This window comes from Pontibacillus sp. ABV4_188 (assembly GCF_056311905.1).
Genome location: NZ_CM149975.1, coordinates 2,089,196 through 2,106,289 on the forward strand (window position 1 = coordinate 2,089,196; position 17,094 = coordinate 2,106,289).

Consider the following 17,094-nt stretch of genomic DNA (forward strand, 5'->3'; position numbering starts at 1 on the left):
CTCATACCTTGATTCATGGGTTCCCCTCCTTTATATAATCACTACTTGTAATGTACGTTAAGCAGGGAGAGATGGTGTAGGCGAATTCACTATTTATTTAAAAGCTCTGCTAATGTTTGCTATTGCATTCTTTATAATAGGTTTGTTCAATAATAGGACAGTAATCTTGAAGACTCGATGCTGAGAGAATGTTTTCGTTAACTTTAGTTAAGCGTAAGGTGGGCCTGGAAACCACTCGCTTTCCTGTGGGGAGCTGGTGAGCCTCCTCAGCCGGCACGCCGGCTTCCGGGGTCTCACCTAGGCTCTTCTGCCCACGGGAGTCTCGCAGTTTCCAAGCCCACCTTTTCCACAAAAGGAGGAACGAAATCATGCCATATAGGGTAACAACAGACCTACAGATGTCAAGTGCTGGGCCGTTCACCCCCCCTCAAAGACAGGGCTTGCTCGGGGACTGCGAGACTCCCGCGGGAAAAGGAGCCTAGGGAAGACCCCGCAGTGAGCGAAGCGAATGAGGAGGCTTCCCAGCTCCCCGCAGGAAAGCGAGTTGGCCCCGAGCAAGCCCAAGCACTCTTAAACGTAACGGCCCCTTCCTGCTGAAAAATCTCTACTTCAACTGTTCCATATAGGGGGCATATATGGAACGAGTAATTTTACTAATACGGATAAGTCCTGAATTTACTCAGACTCATAAGGGTCATGGGGGAGTTGCCAATCTATGGACCCGAGGCCCTTTTCTGATAGAAATTCATTTGCTCTAGAGAAATGATGGCTACCAAAAAAGCCTCGGTAGGCTGAAAGAGGGCTGGGGTGTGGGGCTTTTAAAACAAGATGCTTATTCGTATCAATCATTTTTTCCTTTTGCTGGGCAGGTTTCCCCCAAAATATAAAGACCATAGGATCTTCTCGCTTGTTCAAAGATTTAATAACAGCGTCTGTGAAGGTCTCCCATCCTTTCTTTTTATGTGAATGAGCTTGACCTTCTCGCACAGTTAAAACAGTATTTAATAGTAAAACTCCTTGTTTAGCCCAAGATAACAGGTAGCCATGTGGTGGGGGATTAAAACCCACATCTTCTGATAACTCCTTATAAATATTTCTTAGTGAAGGCGGAACGCTCACTTTTGGATTAACTGAAAAACTAAAACCATGTGCTTGATCTTTTCCATGATAAGGGTCTTGTCCCAGCAAAACGACCTTAGTATTTGAGTAGGAAGTGTAGTGAAGCGCATTAAAAATATCGTGCATAGGTGGGTGAACCGCTTCATTTGCATATTCTATTTTCAAAAAATCTCTTAATCTTTGATAATAATCTTTGTGAAATTCTTCTTCTAGAATCTCTTTCCAGTCATTCTTTAAAATATCCAATCTTGTTCACCTCTCGCGTAACTCTGTAAATAAAAAGCAGGCACCTAAGGTACCTGCTCCGGAAGTATAGCATTCTAGTTTGTTCAATTCAATCTGTTGTTAGCTCGCTTGCAATAATTAAAGCAAAGCTACCACTTAAAATACATCCAAATAACATCGCCGTCATCATTGGTATCCCTTCCTTCTCCTAAGTAAATGTTTTTCTACTTTTAGTATACGGGAAGAGGGATCCTTTCGAACGTGTGAGTTATGGCAATTTCATGAAAATAAGCTTAGGAATAATCACTATTTCCCGGGCAAGCGCATGTTTCAACACAACTTTACTATTACTGTCGTTAATTGACGCTATATAACGAAATTAATTGATAAATCAGGCGTGTTTGACCATTCGCCCAGGTCATTTCGACAATTTTCGCTGTCCCTGTCTGTTCAGACTCAGCAGTTCGAGATATTTCCAATAGTTCATCCACTGGAAATAAGCAGTATTCGTCTAAATATAATTCAAATACATTTTCTTTCTCTTGGACACGCTTCTCTTCTCCAAAAGTGATTATTTTCGTAGCTAATGAAAGAGGCATTTTCATCCTCATCCCCTCCATCTCTTCCTTTTTCCTTTATCCTACTCCAGAGGGAGTTCGTTGACAAGAAATTTCTACAAAATCCATTGATTCTCAGGCTTCCCCATAAGTGACAATACTTCCTTATCTTTTGTATATAAGAAGTCTTCATATTTAAGTGGGAAATAAATGGAGTAATTATCTAAAATTTTTTTATTACGATCAAATTGTTTAGAGTGTATCTGGTCTTTTGAATAATCAGAAATACACTCTAACAAGCTTTGAAGCGTTTGAAGCGCAGCTGTTACTTCAAGTATCTCTTTAAGAGAGTACTCTTCTATGCCTTCAATAGAAAGGACGCCAAAGTTTTTAAGGTCTTCTGCATAGCTCTCCGAGAAGAAAAAAGGAAAAAGCGAATCGAAAAAATATGTAATCTTCTCTTTTACATATTCTTGTTGTTCAGGTGTTGAAGCTGTCACGATTTTCATAATGGTAAAGGCCTCCTAGACTTACTACATCATCTATTTCCAGTTTCCAAATGGAATAGACAGGGATTTACTCTACCCATTACTATATCATGTGAAATTGTCAGAATTTAAGGTGTAAATACTTCCAGTACTTTTAGTGGAACGTAAAATAACACGTTGATCCTTTAGGAGATGGGTGAATCTGTAGCTTAGCTGGTATTTCCTGCTTTAATTGTGGAACGTGAGAGATAATCCCTAGCATTCGATTTCCTTTTTGAAGATCTTTTAGGCAGTCGATTGCTTGTTCTAAAGATATTTCATCCAAAGTACCAAAGCCTTCATCGATAAATAACGTATCCAATTGTACTCCACCAGCGTGAGCCTGAACCACATCAGCCATACCTAGAGCAAGGCTAAGTGCAGCTTTAAAACCTTCTCCTCCTGATAAAGTTTTTACGGAACGCCTTTGTCCTGTGTAATGATCAAGTACTTCGAGGTCTAAACCACTTTGCGCTCCCCCTTTAGCTCGTTCCTTACTCCGCTCAAGCTGATAACGGTGCTCTGTCATCTGATCTAACCTAATATTTGCCTGAAGGATAATCTCATCTAGAAATGCTGAAAGAACATAACGTTCAAAAGATAACTTATATGCGTTATCCCCTTTAGCTAATTGAGCTAATTCCCCCACATAGTAATACCTTTGTTCTTTCTCTTTCTTTTCGTGTAAAAGTTCTTGAAGCTTTTTATAAATTCTCGATTGCTCGTTGATTTGCATATTCAATACTTGCTGTTTCTCGGTGATATTCTGAAGTTTCTGCTCTAGAGCTCGTACATTGTTATCATAGTAGGATAAATCAGGTACTTCTTCATTTTCTAATTGTTTTTTCAGGCTTTCATACCCTTCCATGATTGATTGATACCTTGCGTAAAAATTCTCTACCTCTATTTGTTGTTGTTCTACAATTTCAGAGTCCATTTTAGCTCCACTGTACTCATCTGTTGATCTGAAGCCCATTTCTTTGATGGTTTTCTCAAAAGACTCTCTAGCAGTTCTCACGTGGCGTCTTGTTTCTTCTAAGAATTGCTTATGACCTTCAACTTCTGTCTCTAACTTTTGCTTTTGTTCTTTTTCCTTTTGATACAACTCAGCCAACTCTTGTAATGATTTTTGTTGTCTGGAATATTCGTTTTCCATTTTATTCAGTTCTCGTTTAAACGCTTCAATATCTGTAGTAATATCAGCTACTTCTTCTCCTAATTGAGAGAGCTTCGTAGATACTTGTAGCCACCCGTCACGCTTAGATAAAGATTCTTTACGTGAATGTTCTAGCAGATTACTCCGTTCATTCATCTGTTGGCTTATTTGCTCCATCTCATGTTGAGCAGCCTCAGATTGCTTGATCTTTACCGATAGCGTCTCTTTTTCTTTTTTTAATCCTTCGTATTGACTTTGCCAATAGTGGATCTGTTCATGACGATTTTTCTCTAAAAGATGATCCTTTTGTAAATCACTTTGAAGCTCCTTAGTCAATTGATCTGTTATTTGACGCTGGGTTTGGCCTTCAGATTTGATCTTGATATACTTTTCCTGTTCTTCAGTAAGTGCCTTTTCTGCTTCTTCTAGTTTTCTGCTTACACGATTTATTTCTTCATCCGAGATTGGATCTTTCTGTGTGTAAGCTTTAGCCGGATGTTCCTTAGAACCGCAAACAGGACATGCTTCTCCATCATGAAGATGGTTGGCTAAGACCACAGCCTGGTTCTGCTGTTTGGACTGTTCCAATTGTTTAAGTTTTGATTTTGTGCTTTCTACTTGTTCCTTAGCTCGTTCCAACCGGGCATTTGCTTGATGATAGTTTCGTATCATGGACTGTATTTTATCTTCTTCTTTTATTAACTGGTGTAATTTCTCAATCCTTGAACCGTATTCTTTTTCTTGACTTTCCAGTTCATAGTACTGTTTCGTTAATCCTTGAGAATTAGTTGTGTCTTTAGAAAGTGATTGCCATCGATCATTTAATTTCTTTAATTGCTCTTCTAATCCCTTAACAGAAGCCTCAGCTTCTTCCTTCTTCTTTCGTAAGGACACCTCTTCAGTTTCCAACGTTTTAAAGCGTTCAACCTTCTCATAATCTTTCTTCTTTTGCTGTATTTTCAATTTTAATGACTCTAGCTCTTCTTCTTTAGAGAGAGCTTCGTCATAGTTTTTCTTTGTTTGGTCAAATTTATTTTTTACTTCCTGAAGCGTTTTTTCCTTTTGAACAAGTTGTTCCTGTTGTTTTTTCTCTTCTCCTTCTCTTTGAAGAACCTGATCTTCATATGGCTTTACGTGTTGTGCTTTATTAGCAACATACACTTCCTCTTCAAGTTTTTTAATAGAAGGTTTCTGATGATCTAACTGACTCACCTCTTTTTCTTGCTTTTCTAACTTAAGGAACAATTGATTTAACTGTTTTTTCTCATAAAACGTTTCCTGAGCGCTTGCTAAAGCCTTCCGTTCGGTTTCAATTTTGACTTTATTGTCTTGAAGCTGTTGTTGCTCTGTTTCTATATCGTTATGAAGCTTAGTCAGTACATCAGCAGAAGAAGTAAGGGAACGACGCGTTTCTTCATCCCATTCTAAACGATTGATTTCATCATCTTCTTTATATTCGATTTCCTGAATAGATTCTTTTAGTTCCTTTGACTCCTCTTTTAAACGATCTGTCATCTGCTCATAAACGTATGTTTGAAAGATTTTTTGAAGAATTTCTTCTCTTTCTTTACTATTTTCAGATATGAGACGTCTAAACTCTCCTTGTGGAATCATAATCATCTTCCTAAACTGCTCATAATCCAAATGAAGCATGCTTTCAATGGATTCATTCACTTCTTTTATTTTAGATGCTAATAAATCATGGTCCTCACCTTTAATCCTATAAAGTTCCGCTTTAGGCGGCTGTTCTGTGAACCCCTCTCCTTTTTCTTTCCTCTTTAATTGACGCGGGGTTCTTCTAACTTCATAAGTGTGTTGTTTTAACTCAAACCTAAACTTCACTTCCGTTTGTTGATCTTCATCAGCAAAGTGGCTTCGTAAAGTGTCCTGGTCCCGATCACTCCCACTTGCACGACCATATAAAGCATACACCATGGCATCAAAAATACTTGTCTTCCCAGCTCCTGTTGGTCCTGTAATTAAAAAGACGGTCTCGTGCCCTAACTGTGTAAAATCAACAACTTGGCGTTTTGAATAGGGCCCAAACGCTTCTATTACCAGCTTTATGGCTCTCATTTTATTGGTTCCTTTCTTCTTCTTGAATTTCATTTATAACTGTAGAAATTGCATTTCTTCTGTCTTGATCCATTTCATTCCCTTTTACTTCTTTATAGAATGATTCGAAAAGTTCCATATGAGACATTTGCTTTCGTTCCTGGACGCTAGATAATTGTTCCGTGTGTGCCTTTCCAATTAACCCAACGCGTTCAAGACTTAATACATTAGGGAATTTCTTACGGAGTTTACCCATAGGGTCAAGAATCTGACCTTCGTCTAACAATTTAATATGAAGATAGTCTTCCATACCTTCTTCATTCACCTCGAGAAGCTCATGTATGTATCCTTCTTTAACTCTCATATCTCTTTTTGGCTTTAGTCGCTCCTGCCGTATTGAAGATACACCCTCCCCATCTAGTTCAACTATGGTTACACCTTTTTTGTGATTGGCCTCTTGGAAGGAATACTTCAGTATAGAACCAGAATAACGAATGGTTTCTTTTTTTACCTTTTGAGGTTGGTGGAGGTGCCCAAGTGCTACATAGGAGAAATCATTGAAGAGTTCTGCGCTTATATATGGCGCTCCTCCGAGCATAGACAACCGCTCCTCTGATTCTGACTCCATTCCTCCAGCTAAAAATGCGTGGCCTACAAATATGTGACGGTCATCAGTCACTTGATCAGCTTTGATACGCTTTAAAATCGCTTCCATTGCTTGGTGGTGTGTTTCAATAGTTTCATCATCAAACTCTTTCCTTACTTCGCTTGGCTCTATATAAGGAATTAAATAGAAGTTTACCTGACCGTATTGATCCGGAATACGAACAGGCTTCCAAGCATCCTTAAGTCTCGCTTGTAAATAAAATTGCTGACGCCTAAAAAGCTCACTTCCAAAGTTTAATCTGTCAGGACTATCATGATTTCCTGATATAGCTAAAACAGGGATGTTTAAGTCATAGATTAGCTTAACTAGAGTACGGTTTAATAAATCAACAGCTTCTTTTGGAGGTACTGCCCGATCATACAAATCTCCAGCGATAATAACCACATCCGGTTGTTCAGCTTTCACTAACTCTATAAATTGATCAAGAATATATTCTTGGTCTTCCGTCATATGTAATTGATGGACAAGCTTACCTAAATGCCAGTCCGCGGTATGAATAATTTTCATTGTATTTCCTCCCTTATAAACATCGTACCAAATTCCAAAACACAATGCAGACTAACAAAATTATGAAAAGAGCTACCCATTACCTTAAGCAGGAACATTCGGGTAGGCTGCCAGTATATTTCTCTTTAAAAAATGACGCATCTGATGACGCAAATAACAATAACCGTATACAGAATTTTGATTGCAAGATACTACCTTAACTTTCCGCTGTGTTAACGTTCCACCTTTATCCATATATACAATCTCAATGAAGTGACCAGGTTGTTTCCATACTTTTTGCTCCATAAGTATCAACCTCCTGATTTAATTATATACGAACGTTCGTTCCTTTTCTATTGTTTTACAAACACTTGTTCGTTATACTAGATCCTGAGGTGAGATATGTGCTACGAGATCGAGGAACAATGAAGTGGACTTCACTTATGTTGCCAGAACACGTAGAAATGATGAAAGAGATGTGGGAAGAAGACGGTAAGATTTCGCCCCCATCACTTGACGAGCAGGCATTAAGTGAGCTTAATGAGGCATGTATAGAGGCATACGAAAACCAAGCTCTTGTAAAAATTACGCTGTATTCAAAAGGAGAATTAAAGCAAGTACAAGGTAAAATAACTCACTTAATCCCTCAAGAGCAATCGTTAAAAATGTTAACTGTCACAGGAAATCCTACAACAATAAGAGTTGGACACATATACCGCATCGATTAATCTTTAAATTTCCGCATGCGCCCATACAAACTTCTCCTTAGTTCCATATAGTAATACTATCTATAATTAAAGGAGGCGTTCACATGAGCTGTGGTTACGGAAACAACTTCGTATTAATCGTGGTCCTTTTTATTTTGCTTATCATTGTTGGTGCAACATTCGTTTGCTAATAAAAAAGAGGTTCGTACGAAAAGTGGAACGCCTCGCCGATTGAATTAGTTATAGGGATGCTAGCTTTTTAACGATCCTCAAACAAAAAACCGCCATTTTGGCGGTTTTTTGTTTGAATGTTAATACAATTTATAAAGCATTGATTACATTACTTCTTCCATTTGGTACTGCTCCCATAGTTCATCGAAAACGCTTAAAGCAGATGAGAATGGTATATTCCATTCTAAATATCGGCTAATTTCATCGTAAGAATATGACTGTTTCGGAAAATTTGAGTCTTTAAACATCCAGTCAGCTAACCGGCTTTTGTCATCTGGCACTAATTTACCCCGGAATGTCATCATAAAATGATAAAAAGATCGCATTGTTTCTCCCCCTTGCTCTTTATTGCTTTTTACTTTTGTAACATGTAGTCTGGCAAAAAGCAATCATACTGAAAAAAGATACCCTATTATGGGTATCTTTTCAAACGTTATGAATCTGTTGAAATGTCTTCCATTTTTCTCGCTTGCTTTCTGGCCACAACACTTGAAAGAATGATGGATACTTCATAAAGAATAATTAATGGAATAGCCACGACAATCTGTAAAATAAAGTCTGGCGGCGAGATAATTGTCCCTATAATTATTAGTACAAAGTAAGCATATTTTCTAATCTTTCGAAGCAATCCAGGTTCTACTATACCGAGACTTGTTAGAAACATAACGATAATAGGGATTTCAAAGAAAATGGCAAAAGGTAACGTAATTCTTAATAGAAAACTGAAATATTTATCAGCAGTAAACATCATTGTAAACATGTCTTCCCCTAAAGCAACCAAGAAATCAAAAATCAAGGGTTGAATAAGGAAATACCCAAATGATAATCCACCAATAAACAACAGAAAAATAGCCGGTATATAGGACAGTGACAGTTTTTGTTCTTTTGGAGTTAGAGCGGGCTTAATAAATAGCCATACCTGAAGACAAAGAACTGGGAGTGTTCCTGCAACAGCAATGATACTTGCCAGAGTAATATATACCCACAGCACATCGAATGGCCCCAATACCGTTAATTTAGTAATCTCATTCCCTAACTCTTTAGAACGTTCCTGAAACCCTTGCATAAAAAATTGGAAGATCTCTTCGATAAAGACAAACCCACCAATAAAGAAGAGGATAAAAACGCTTATCGTTATGATTAATCGCTTCCGAAGTTCCCCTAAGTGCTCCGTTACATTCATTTCTTTGTCTATACTATTATGATCTTGTTCCATTGTTGCACCTCCAGATGGGAGCGACGTGTCCTTTTTCATGAAAGAAGATGCAAGAGCGTATGCCTCTTACATCTCCACATTCAACTACTTTATGCATTTTTGTCTTGATTTTGATCAATCTTCTTGGATTCTTCAGAGTCAGAACTAGTAAGATCTGAAGTAGCTTTCTTAAACTCTCGAAGTGAACTCCCGACTGCCTTACCAACTTCAGGAAGTTTTGAAGGGCCAAACACAACAAGAGCAATCACAAGAATAAGTATTAATCCGGGTACACCAATTTGTCCTAACATAAATCACCACTCCATGTTGTTATTGTTGTTGAGTGTTAGGGGATGCTTGATCTTGATGAGAAGAAGTCCCTTTTGATTCAATCACTGTATTGTCATCTTCTTCGCTCGTTAATTCCCGGGCAGATTTCTTAAATTCCTTTAATGTTTGGCCAGTAGCTTTCCCAATTTCAGGCAACTTCTTTGGTCCAAAGATAATAAGTGTAATTGCAAGGATCAGAATTAACCCTGGAATGCCAATTGTCGATAGCATAGCTTCACCGTCCCTTGTCCAAATGGCAGTATTAATACTGCACATTTTTTCTATTTGGATCTCTTACTTTGAGTTTCTCACAAAAACAGAGACTCTAAACAGACCCACTACAAAAATATTCAAATACCTAAGGGAAAAATATGTCTTTCGTCTTCGATTGTAAGCCTTTTTATTTGTTTTGTCTATGTTTCCTTATTAATTCTAACAACTATATTAAAGGGTTATTTCACCTTTGTGTACATGAGCGCCTTGCTTAATTATAGCGGAGCATTCGTTACTATTTTAAACGGAGGGCTTTAATTGATTATTAAAGGTTCTAAACAAGCGTTCTAATGACAACCATTCCAAAAACTCATGCAGGAAAGCTGCATGAGTTTCATTTAAACCTTATTATTTACGATCGTATTGGCAAAAGTAGTACTCATATGGATTTTTTTCGTCCTGAACTCCACGCTCTTTTTTTGTTAAAACCCATTCATCTTCGTTAAATTCAGGGAAATAAGTATCTCCCTCAAAATCCTCTTCAATCCAAGTGATATACATTCGGTCCGCTTTATTAATCGTTTGTTCAAAGATATGACTGCCACCTATAATAAGGTATTCTGTATTAGGATTATCTTTCGCCCATTCAAAAACAGGATCTAGACTGTGAATGACCTCGCACCCATCTTCTTGAAAGTTAGAATCACGTGTCAATACAACGTTCTTGCGGTTCGGCAGAGGCCCATTCATGGATTCAAATGTCTTCCTTCCCATTATAATCGTCTTCCCTGTTGAAACCGATTTGAAAAATTTCAAATCATTAGGGAGACGCCATGGTAAATCATTATCTTTGCCTATAAGGCGATTCCGATCCATCGCCACTAAAAATGAAATCATATATTATCATCCTCCTTTATCATTTCTACACCGCAACTGGTGCTTTAATACGAGGGTGAGGTTCATATCCTTTTAGCTCAATATCATCGGTTTCTACTTCAAATAAAGACTTTCCTTCCATGTTAATTGAAATGGATGGCAGAGGTTTCATCTCTCGAGCAAGCTGCGTTTTAACTTGTTCTACATGATTCGCATAAATATGAGCATCTCCGAGTGTATGAATAAACTCACCTACCTCTAAACCACATTCCTCTGCAATTAAATGGGTTAGTAATGCATAACTGGCAATGTTAAACGGTACCCCTAAGAAAACATCTCCACTACGCTGGTATAACTGACAACTTAACTTTCCGTTAACCACGTAAAATTGAAATAGAATATGACAAGGAGGCAATGCTGCTTTCTCTGGAGCAATATCCTCAGGATTCCAAGCTGATACAATTAGACGCCTTGAATCTGGCTTAGTCTTAATATCATGAATAACTTGTTGAATTTGATCAATCCACTCTCCTTGAGAAGACTCCCAACGACGCCATTGCTTTCCATAAACATTTCCTAAATCTCCATATGTTTGAGCAAATGAGTCATCTGTTAATATGAGTTTTTTAAATCTTTTCATTTGTTCCTTATATTTCTCGTTAAAAGCTTCATCCTCTTGGCTACGAAGTCCAAAGTTCGTCATGTCAGGGCCTTGATAGTCAGAACTTTCAATCCAGCGTTTGAAAGGCCATTCGTTCCAAATATTATTATCGTGCTCCAAAAGATAACGTATATTAGTATCCCCTTTTAAAAACCACAAAAGCTCACTTTTAATAAGACGAAACGGTACTTTTTTTGTAGTTAAGAGCGGAAAGCCTTCTGATAAATCAAATCTCATTTGATAGCCGAACGTAGAAAATGTCCCCGTACCGGTACGATCTCCCTTATGTTCGCCATGCTCCATTATGTATCGACACATATCTAAATACGCTTTTTCACTTGTTTGCACAATCTTCACCTCATTTTTCACTAAACTAGTCCGAGACATTATACCATATCTCAGATTTAAGTAAGACGTTTGATCTCAGTAAAATATAACAAATTTTCTTTGTAAAAAGAGGATGCGATGTTTGCTTATACCCTATTAAGACATGTAGCTTACAACCACTTAGAGTTCTCTTAAATGGATTACATCCATTCCTCATAAAACTCTTGAAGGTATGTTTCAAGAAAAGCGTGCCTCTTTTGACCAATCTCTACCGCTGCAGATGTGTTTAGTAAACCCTGAATCTGAAGCAGTTTATCATAAAAATGGCGTATTGTCGTCTCCTCAGAAATTTCACTATGTAAAGCTTGACCATTGGCACCACCATAGGAGAAAGCACGTGCAATACCAATAGCTCCAATAGCATCTAATCGGTCAGCATCTTGTACAATTTTCCCCTCTAGGCTCCGCGGTATACGGTGGCCTGTTTTAAAAGAGACTGCTTCCATTGCAACGAAAATTTGCTCTTGTTCTTCTAGTGAAATTTGACAACATTCAAATAAGTCCATGACTTCTTGCTTAGCTTCTGAAAGATTCTTAGTAAGTTTAGGGTCTTGAGTATCATGGAGCCATCCTGCGAGCTCTGAGATAAAAGGATCGCCTCCTTCTAGCAAAGCCAATCGCTTTGCCATTTTCGCAACCCTTCTCATATGATAATAGTCATGCCCGGTAGCGTCATGGCTAAAACGATTGTATATAAAGCTTGATACTTTCTCCAACACATTGTTCTCCATAAACTCCACCTATTCTTGGAATAAATCCATTTGTCTTGGATTTAACTGCTCATACTCAATCTGGCATAAGTCGATAAATTGTTTAGCATTATCCGCTGCGTCCCCGCCAGAGTTATTATTGAACAATACCGTTACATGTTCAGATTGTTGAAGTAAATACTCAACATTCTCCTTCCATTCTTGAAGCTCTTCATCATTGTAGCGGTACAAAAAACGTACTTCTCTCCAATCTTCACGTCCATTTTTGTTCCAGCCATGCACGTTACGACCGTGTAGTCTGACAAGTGTATCTTTGGAATGTGTAGCTTGAAGAACCGTTGGTGCAGATCCCTCACCAGCTTGAGGTTCATCAACAATCCCATGAATCCAATTTCCCTTTTTCATAAAGGACAGAGTTTGTTCTCTATATTTACTTGAGTACCAAGATTGGTTACGAAATTCTAACGCAAGTGGTATGTCTCCCATCAATTCACGAATGACTCTTAGTTTTTGAACATTTTCCTTTGATACAGAAAACCACGGCGGAAATTGAAATAAAACAAAACGAAGCTTTCCTGAATCAAGTAAAGGTTGGATCGACTCTATATAAGCTTCGAACATCTCTCGAACTTCTTCTGAGGACATTTTTTCTCTTTGGTGACCAGTCATTTTACTAAATGCTTTAACTACGAATGTAAAGCCATCTGGTGTTTCCTTCACCCATTTTTCATAATTCCGTTTAGGTTGAATCGCATAAAATGCACTATCTATTTCCACAACAGGGAAATGAGAGGCATATACCGCTAATTTATCTTGATTTTTCGTTCCGGCAGGATATAGTTGGTCATGGTCTCCCCAACCTGTTACGCCTATTGATAAATTCATATGTACTATCCTTCCCCCCTTATCTTCACCTCTATATTACGAAGGAATAAATAAAACTGTAAAGCAAAAGAGATTGCTCCTTCAGGAAGGAGCAATCTCTTACAATCAGCTTAGAATAAGCCTACAGCATTCCCAGATGAGTCTATATCCATATGGAGTGCAGCTGGTTCTTTGGGTAAGCCCGGCATTGTCATCACATCACCGGTCAAAGCCACGATAAATCCTGCACCAATAGAGGGGCTAAATTCTCTAATCGTAATCGTGAAGTCAGATGGTCTTCCTATAAGGGAAGGATCGTCCGAAAGTGAATACTGAGTTTTAGCCATGCAAACAGGGAGATTTGCCCAACCCAGTTTTTCGAATAATTCCATTTGCTTCTTAGCTTGATTGGAAAATTCCACCCCTTTAGCACCATATACCTTTTTAGCAATCTTAGAGATTTTTTCTTCAATAGAGTCTTCAAGGTCGTACGTATAAGTGAATGAGCTAGCTTCCGTTTCCACAGTATCTATTACAGATTGTGCGAGTTCAAGCCCTCCTGAACCTCCCTTGGAATGAACCTCAGTAAGTGCAACCCGTACATTTCGTTCTTTACACCATTTTTCTATAAAGGCTAGCTCAGCGTCAGTGTCTGTAGGGAAACGATTTAATGCAACTACAAAAGGAAGACCAAACGACTGAATCGTCTCCATATGTTTCTCAAGATTGGTAATCCCCTGTTGAAGAGCGTCTACGTTTTCTTGTGCTAATTCGTCTTTCGATACTCCGCCATGCATCTTCAAAGCCCGAGCAGTAGCAACAATTACAACGGCGTCTGGAGTGAAATCCCCTGCTCGTGTTTTGATATTTAGAAACTTCTCCGCCCCAAGGTCAGCACCAAATCCTGCTTCCGTAATGACATAGTCCCCTAATTTTGAAGCAATCGTTGTCGCCATTACACTGTTACACCCATGAGCAATGTTGGCAAAAGGCCCACCGTGTACAATTGCGGGTGTATTTTCAATCGTTTGGACAAGATTAGGCTTAAGCGCTTCTTTTAACAGAAGCGTTAAAGCTCCTTCCATACCTAACTGTTGTACAGTAACAGGTTGATCCTCATACGTATAACCAAACACAATTCGAGCAAGTCGTTTTTTAAGATCTGCCAAGTCTGAAGCGAGACAGAGGATAGCCATAATCTCAGAGGCTACACTGATATTAAATCCATCTTCCCTAGGAACCCCTTTTAAAGGTCCACCTAGCCCTACCACAACTTCCCGTAGTGCACGGTCATTTAAATCTAAAACTCTTTTCCAACCAATCTTTCTCGGATCAATATTTAATTCATTTCCTCTGTGAATATGATTATCTATAAAAGCCGAAAGGGCATTGTTTGCACTAGTAATCGCATGGATGTCGCCCGTGAAATGAAGGTTAATATCTTCCATCGGTAAAACTTGCGAATAACCTCCCCCAGCAGCGCCTCCTTTTAATCCCATAGTTGGACCTAAGGAAGGCTCTCGTAGTGCAATGACCGTTCTTTTATTCAGCTGATTCATAGCCTGTCCTAACCCCACGGTAACGGTGGACTTCCCTTCACCAGCAGGAGTAGGGTTAATGGCTGTTACAAGTACAACCTTTCCATTCTTACGTTCTGACAACTTATGTAGTAATGAATCAGATAATTTCGCTTTGTATCGACCATAAGGTTCAAAGTCCTCGTGCTCTAAATTTAACTGGTTTGTAATTTCTTCTATTGGTTTTATATTAGCTTGTTGAGCAATTTCAATATCTTTTTTCATGACAGTTCTCCTTCCATTAATTCTTTTATAGTGTAGATGAAATACGACTAAAAATGCAAAGAACGGGTATTTTATAGGTAGAAGTCAGGAGATCTTATGCAGTATGTTGAGAATATACAATTTGTTTTAAAAATTCTCATTACTCCTTGACTTCCTTTATAAAAATAAGCTATATTAGACCTAAGCAAAGAAGATGTGGAATCATGAAAGACGAGGTAACTTCAATAGAAGTGTTCGGGATTTGATGATCCTACATTTCTATTGGAGTTACCCTTTTTTATGGATTCTTACATCAACTTTGTATTATTACGTCTCACGTTAATTCGTGAATGTTTTAGGAGGATTTTACAATGCAAAACGGTACAGTAAAATGGTTTAACGCAGAAAAAGGTTATGGTTTCATCCAAGTAGAAGGTGGAAACGATGTATTCGTACACTTCTCTGCTATCCAAGAAGAAGGTTTCAAAACACTTGAAGAAGGTCAAAGCGTTTCTTTCGAAATCGTAGAAGGCGACCGTGGCCCTCAAGCTGCTAACGTTGTTAAAAACTAATTAAATTATAAAAACGCATGACATATAGCGACAGCTCAATAGAGCTGTCGCTTTTTTATTTGCCTATGTTTACGTATTGTTATTGAATAGCTTTCACAAGAAAAGGGCAGTAATCATGAAGACTACAAGCTGAGAGAATGTTTCCGTGAACTTTAATTGAGCGTAAGGTGGGTCTCGAAACCACTCGCTTTCCTGTGGGGAGCTGGTGAGCCTCCTCAACCGGCACGCGGGTCTCCGGGGTCTCCCCTAGGCTCTTCTGCCCACGGGAGTCTCGCAGTTTCCAGACCCACCTTTTCCATATAAGGATGAACGAAAACATGCCATATAGGGTGACATTAGATCTCCTGATACCAACTTCAGGGCCGTTCACCTCATTAAAGCTAGGGCTTGCCCGGGAACAACTTGCTTTCCTGCGTGGAGCTAGTAAGCCTTCTCACACGCCAAGCTATCTTCCTGGAGCTCCCCTAGAATAAAGAGTGCAGGCGTGATGCCTAGGGATAAAAAGAAGTTCGACTAGGATCGTCACATCCTGTGACAACATCGAACGCCCCCACCTCGCTTGGGGCCGGATAAGACAGCTTTTCGGAAAAGGCGACTAGCATTTGAAAAAATAGATGACTTATTACACTAAACCCTCCCCGCCGGACCAAGATTGGCTCCTTTTCCCGTGTAATTTTCGCAGTCCTGGGAAAACAACCAGTTAATTTGAATAACGGCCCCACTTCTCAAAAGAGGGGGGAGATCGCCAAGATATGGCAACGTTTTTGTTTAACTCTAACACGGTAAAGGTGGTCCTTTGAAAATACGAGACTCCCGCGGGAAGACGGGCTTCAGAGATCCCGCAGGGAGTGAAGCGACTGAGGAAGCTCTGGAGTTCGTCCGCAGGAAAGCGAGTGTTTTCAAAGGACCACCTTCCTCTTATTAGAGTAAACAACAACGTTATTCTTTACTTTAAGTAGACTCTCAAAAGTACAGTTTAGGCAACATATTGAAAAAAACATCAACACCACGTATAATGGTCTATCGTTATGCATAGCGCAGTTCGAAACTTCCTGCGATATCAAAACTAGAAAGGATTGACAATATGAACGAAATTTTATGGATTGTATTCGCCCTTATAAACTTTTCAATGTTAACGTTAATTTATAAAGGGTTTGGAAGACAAGGTCTATTTGTATGGATTGGCATGGCCACTGTAGTAGCCAACATTCAAGTCACTAAAACGATTGAGATGTTTGGGTTGACTGCAACGCTTGGAAATATTATTTATGGAACAGTATTCTTGGCTACTGATATTCTCAATGAGAAATACGGTAAACAAGAAGCAAAAAAAGCGGTTTGGTTAGGTTTCTTTACTCTAATTAGTATGACAGTTATGATGCAAATAGCGGTTAAATGGTTCACACCTGTAGGTTCAGAAGTCCAAACGGCTCTTGAAACTATATTTGGATTATTACCCCGCGTTGCTGCCGGAAGTTTACTAGCCTATATCGTAAGTCAGTATGTGGACGTATTCATCTATTCTAAACTCAAGAGTAGGTTTGCTGGCGACCGCTTTCTATGGGTTCGAAACAACGGAAGTACTATGATTAGCCAGTTACTTGATTCCTTTGTGTTCACTCTCGTTGCTTTCTTAGGAGAAGTACCAACAAACGTTTGGTTTGAAATCTTCCTCACAACATATGTTATTAAATTTATTGTTGCCGCTTTAGATACTCCTTTCTTATATTTAGCGAAGCGATTTAATAAAGCATCCAACCATTGATAAAGGAGGT

19 protein-coding genes are annotated in these 17,094 nt (G+C 38.8%); 4 read left to right on the top strand and 15 right to left on the bottom strand.

All coding sequences use genetic code 11. The features are described 5' to 3' along the window. Positions 1-675: 675 nt before the first annotated feature. From ACYX4O_RS10645 to ACYX4O_RS10670, 6 genes are all read right to left on the bottom strand, one after another. On the bottom strand, positions 676-1,365 hold the full coding sequence (locus ACYX4O_RS10645; protein ID WP_476350725.1) for a uracil-DNA glycosylase: 690 nt from the start codon (positions 1,363-1,365) through the stop codon (positions 676-678). Positions 1,366-1,700: 335 nt separating this feature from the next. Continuing rightward, a complete protein-coding gene (locus ACYX4O_RS10650) occupies positions 1,701-1,949 on the bottom strand; it encodes a DUF2584 family protein (protein ID WP_476350727.1) in 249 nt (82 codons plus the stop codon). Positions 1,950-2,017: 68 nt separating this feature from the next. Further along, on the bottom strand, positions 2,018-2,410 hold the full coding sequence (locus ACYX4O_RS10655; protein WP_476350728.1) for a DUF5365 family protein: 393 nt from the start codon (positions 2,408-2,410) through the stop codon (positions 2,018-2,020). Positions 2,411-2,543: 133 nt separating this feature from the next. Beyond that, complete coding sequence (locus tag ACYX4O_RS10660) at positions 2,544-5,693, bottom strand: AAA family ATPase (protein ID WP_476350730.1); 3,150 nt, start codon at positions 5,691-5,693, stop codon at positions 2,544-2,546. After that, positions 5,662-6,813: an exonuclease SbcCD subunit D gene (locus tag ACYX4O_RS10665; RefSeq protein ID WP_476350732.1), complete on the bottom strand. Its 1,152-nt coding sequence runs from the start codon at positions 6,811-6,813 to the stop codon at positions 5,662-5,664. The genes ACYX4O_RS10660 and ACYX4O_RS10665 overlap by 32 nt, the downstream gene beginning before the upstream one ends. An 84-nt stretch (positions 6,814-6,897) precedes the next feature. Then, positions 6,898-7,098, bottom strand: coding sequence for a hypothetical protein (locus ACYX4O_RS10670; protein WP_476350734.1), 201 nt, complete (start codon positions 7,096-7,098; stop codon positions 6,898-6,900). Positions 7,099-7,196: 98 nt separating this feature from the next. Between ACYX4O_RS10670 and ACYX4O_RS10675 the strand changes: the two genes are divergently transcribed. Next, entirely contained in the window at positions 7,197-7,520 is a 324-nt protein-coding gene (locus ACYX4O_RS10675; protein ID WP_476350736.1) for a YolD-like family protein, read from the top strand. Between the two features lie 83 nt (positions 7,521-7,603). Further along, on the top strand, positions 7,604-7,690 hold the full coding sequence (locus ACYX4O_RS10680) for a YjcZ family sporulation protein (protein WP_476357085.1): 87 nt from the start codon (positions 7,604-7,606) through the stop codon (positions 7,688-7,690). A gap of 144 nt (positions 7,691-7,834) precedes the next feature. Here ACYX4O_RS10680 and ACYX4O_RS10685 read toward each other — a convergent pair whose 3' ends face one another. The 9 genes from ACYX4O_RS10685 to ACYX4O_RS10725 all read right to left on the bottom strand — a co-directional run bounded on the left by ACYX4O_RS10685 (position 7,835) and on the right by ACYX4O_RS10725 (position 14,768). Further along, positions 7,835-8,056 carry a YozE family protein gene (locus ACYX4O_RS10685; protein ID WP_476350738.1) on the bottom strand — a complete coding sequence of 74 codons (222 nt, stop codon included), beginning with the start codon at positions 8,054-8,056 and terminating at the stop codon, positions 7,835-7,837. A gap of 107 nt (positions 8,057-8,163) precedes the next feature. Then, positions 8,164-8,946 carry a twin-arginine translocase subunit TatC gene (gene tatC / locus ACYX4O_RS10690; protein ID WP_476350740.1) on the bottom strand — a complete coding sequence of 261 codons (783 nt, stop codon included), beginning with the start codon at positions 8,944-8,946 and terminating at the stop codon, positions 8,164-8,166. Between the two features lie 89 nt (positions 8,947-9,035). Beyond that, on the bottom strand, positions 9,036-9,236 hold the full coding sequence (locus ACYX4O_RS10695) for a twin-arginine translocase TatA/TatE family subunit (protein WP_476350742.1): 201 nt from the start codon (positions 9,234-9,236) through the stop codon (positions 9,036-9,038). A gap of 19 nt (positions 9,237-9,255) precedes the next feature. Continuing rightward, the gene (locus ACYX4O_RS10700; RefSeq protein ID WP_476350744.1) at positions 9,256-9,486 is read right to left on the bottom strand and encodes a twin-arginine translocase TatA/TatE family subunit; all 231 of its coding nucleotides are present in this window, start codon (positions 9,484-9,486) and stop codon (positions 9,256-9,258) included. A gap of 390 nt (positions 9,487-9,876) precedes the next feature. Beyond that, a complete protein-coding gene (locus ACYX4O_RS10705) occupies positions 9,877-10,365 on the bottom strand; it encodes a dihydrofolate reductase (protein WP_476350746.1) in 489 nt (162 codons plus the stop codon). Positions 10,366-10,390: 25 nt separating this feature from the next. Further along, positions 10,391-11,392 (bottom strand): thymidylate synthase, encoded by a 1,002-nt coding sequence (locus tag ACYX4O_RS10710; RefSeq protein WP_476350748.1) that lies wholly within the window; start codon positions 11,390-11,392, stop codon positions 10,391-10,393. A gap of 140 nt (positions 11,393-11,532) precedes the next feature. Further along, positions 11,533-12,123, bottom strand: coding sequence for an HD domain-containing protein (locus ACYX4O_RS10715; protein ID WP_476350750.1), 591 nt, complete (start codon positions 12,121-12,123; stop codon positions 11,533-11,535). A gap of 9 nt (positions 12,124-12,132) precedes the next feature. Continuing rightward, positions 12,133-12,987: a DUF72 domain-containing protein gene (locus ACYX4O_RS10720; RefSeq protein ID WP_476350752.1), complete on the bottom strand. Its 855-nt coding sequence runs from the start codon at positions 12,985-12,987 to the stop codon at positions 12,133-12,135. 110 nt (positions 12,988-13,097) lie between these two features. Further along, complete coding sequence (locus tag ACYX4O_RS10725; RefSeq protein WP_476350754.1) at positions 13,098-14,768, bottom strand: formate--tetrahydrofolate ligase; 1,671 nt, start codon at positions 14,766-14,768, stop codon at positions 13,098-13,100. 350 nt (positions 14,769-15,118) lie between these two features. Between ACYX4O_RS10725 and ACYX4O_RS10730 the strand changes: the two genes are divergently transcribed. Both ACYX4O_RS10730 and ACYX4O_RS10735 read left to right on the top strand, forming a co-directional pair. Next, on the top strand, positions 15,119-15,319 hold the full coding sequence (locus ACYX4O_RS10730; protein ID WP_036779253.1) for a cold-shock protein: 201 nt from the start codon (positions 15,119-15,121) through the stop codon (positions 15,317-15,319). A 1,084-nt stretch (positions 15,320-16,403) separates the two neighbouring features. Beyond that, on the top strand, positions 16,404-17,084 hold the full coding sequence (locus ACYX4O_RS10735; protein ID WP_476350757.1) for a queuosine precursor transporter: 681 nt from the start codon (positions 16,404-16,406) through the stop codon (positions 17,082-17,084). The last annotated feature ends 10 nt before the right edge of the window (positions 17,085-17,094 follow it).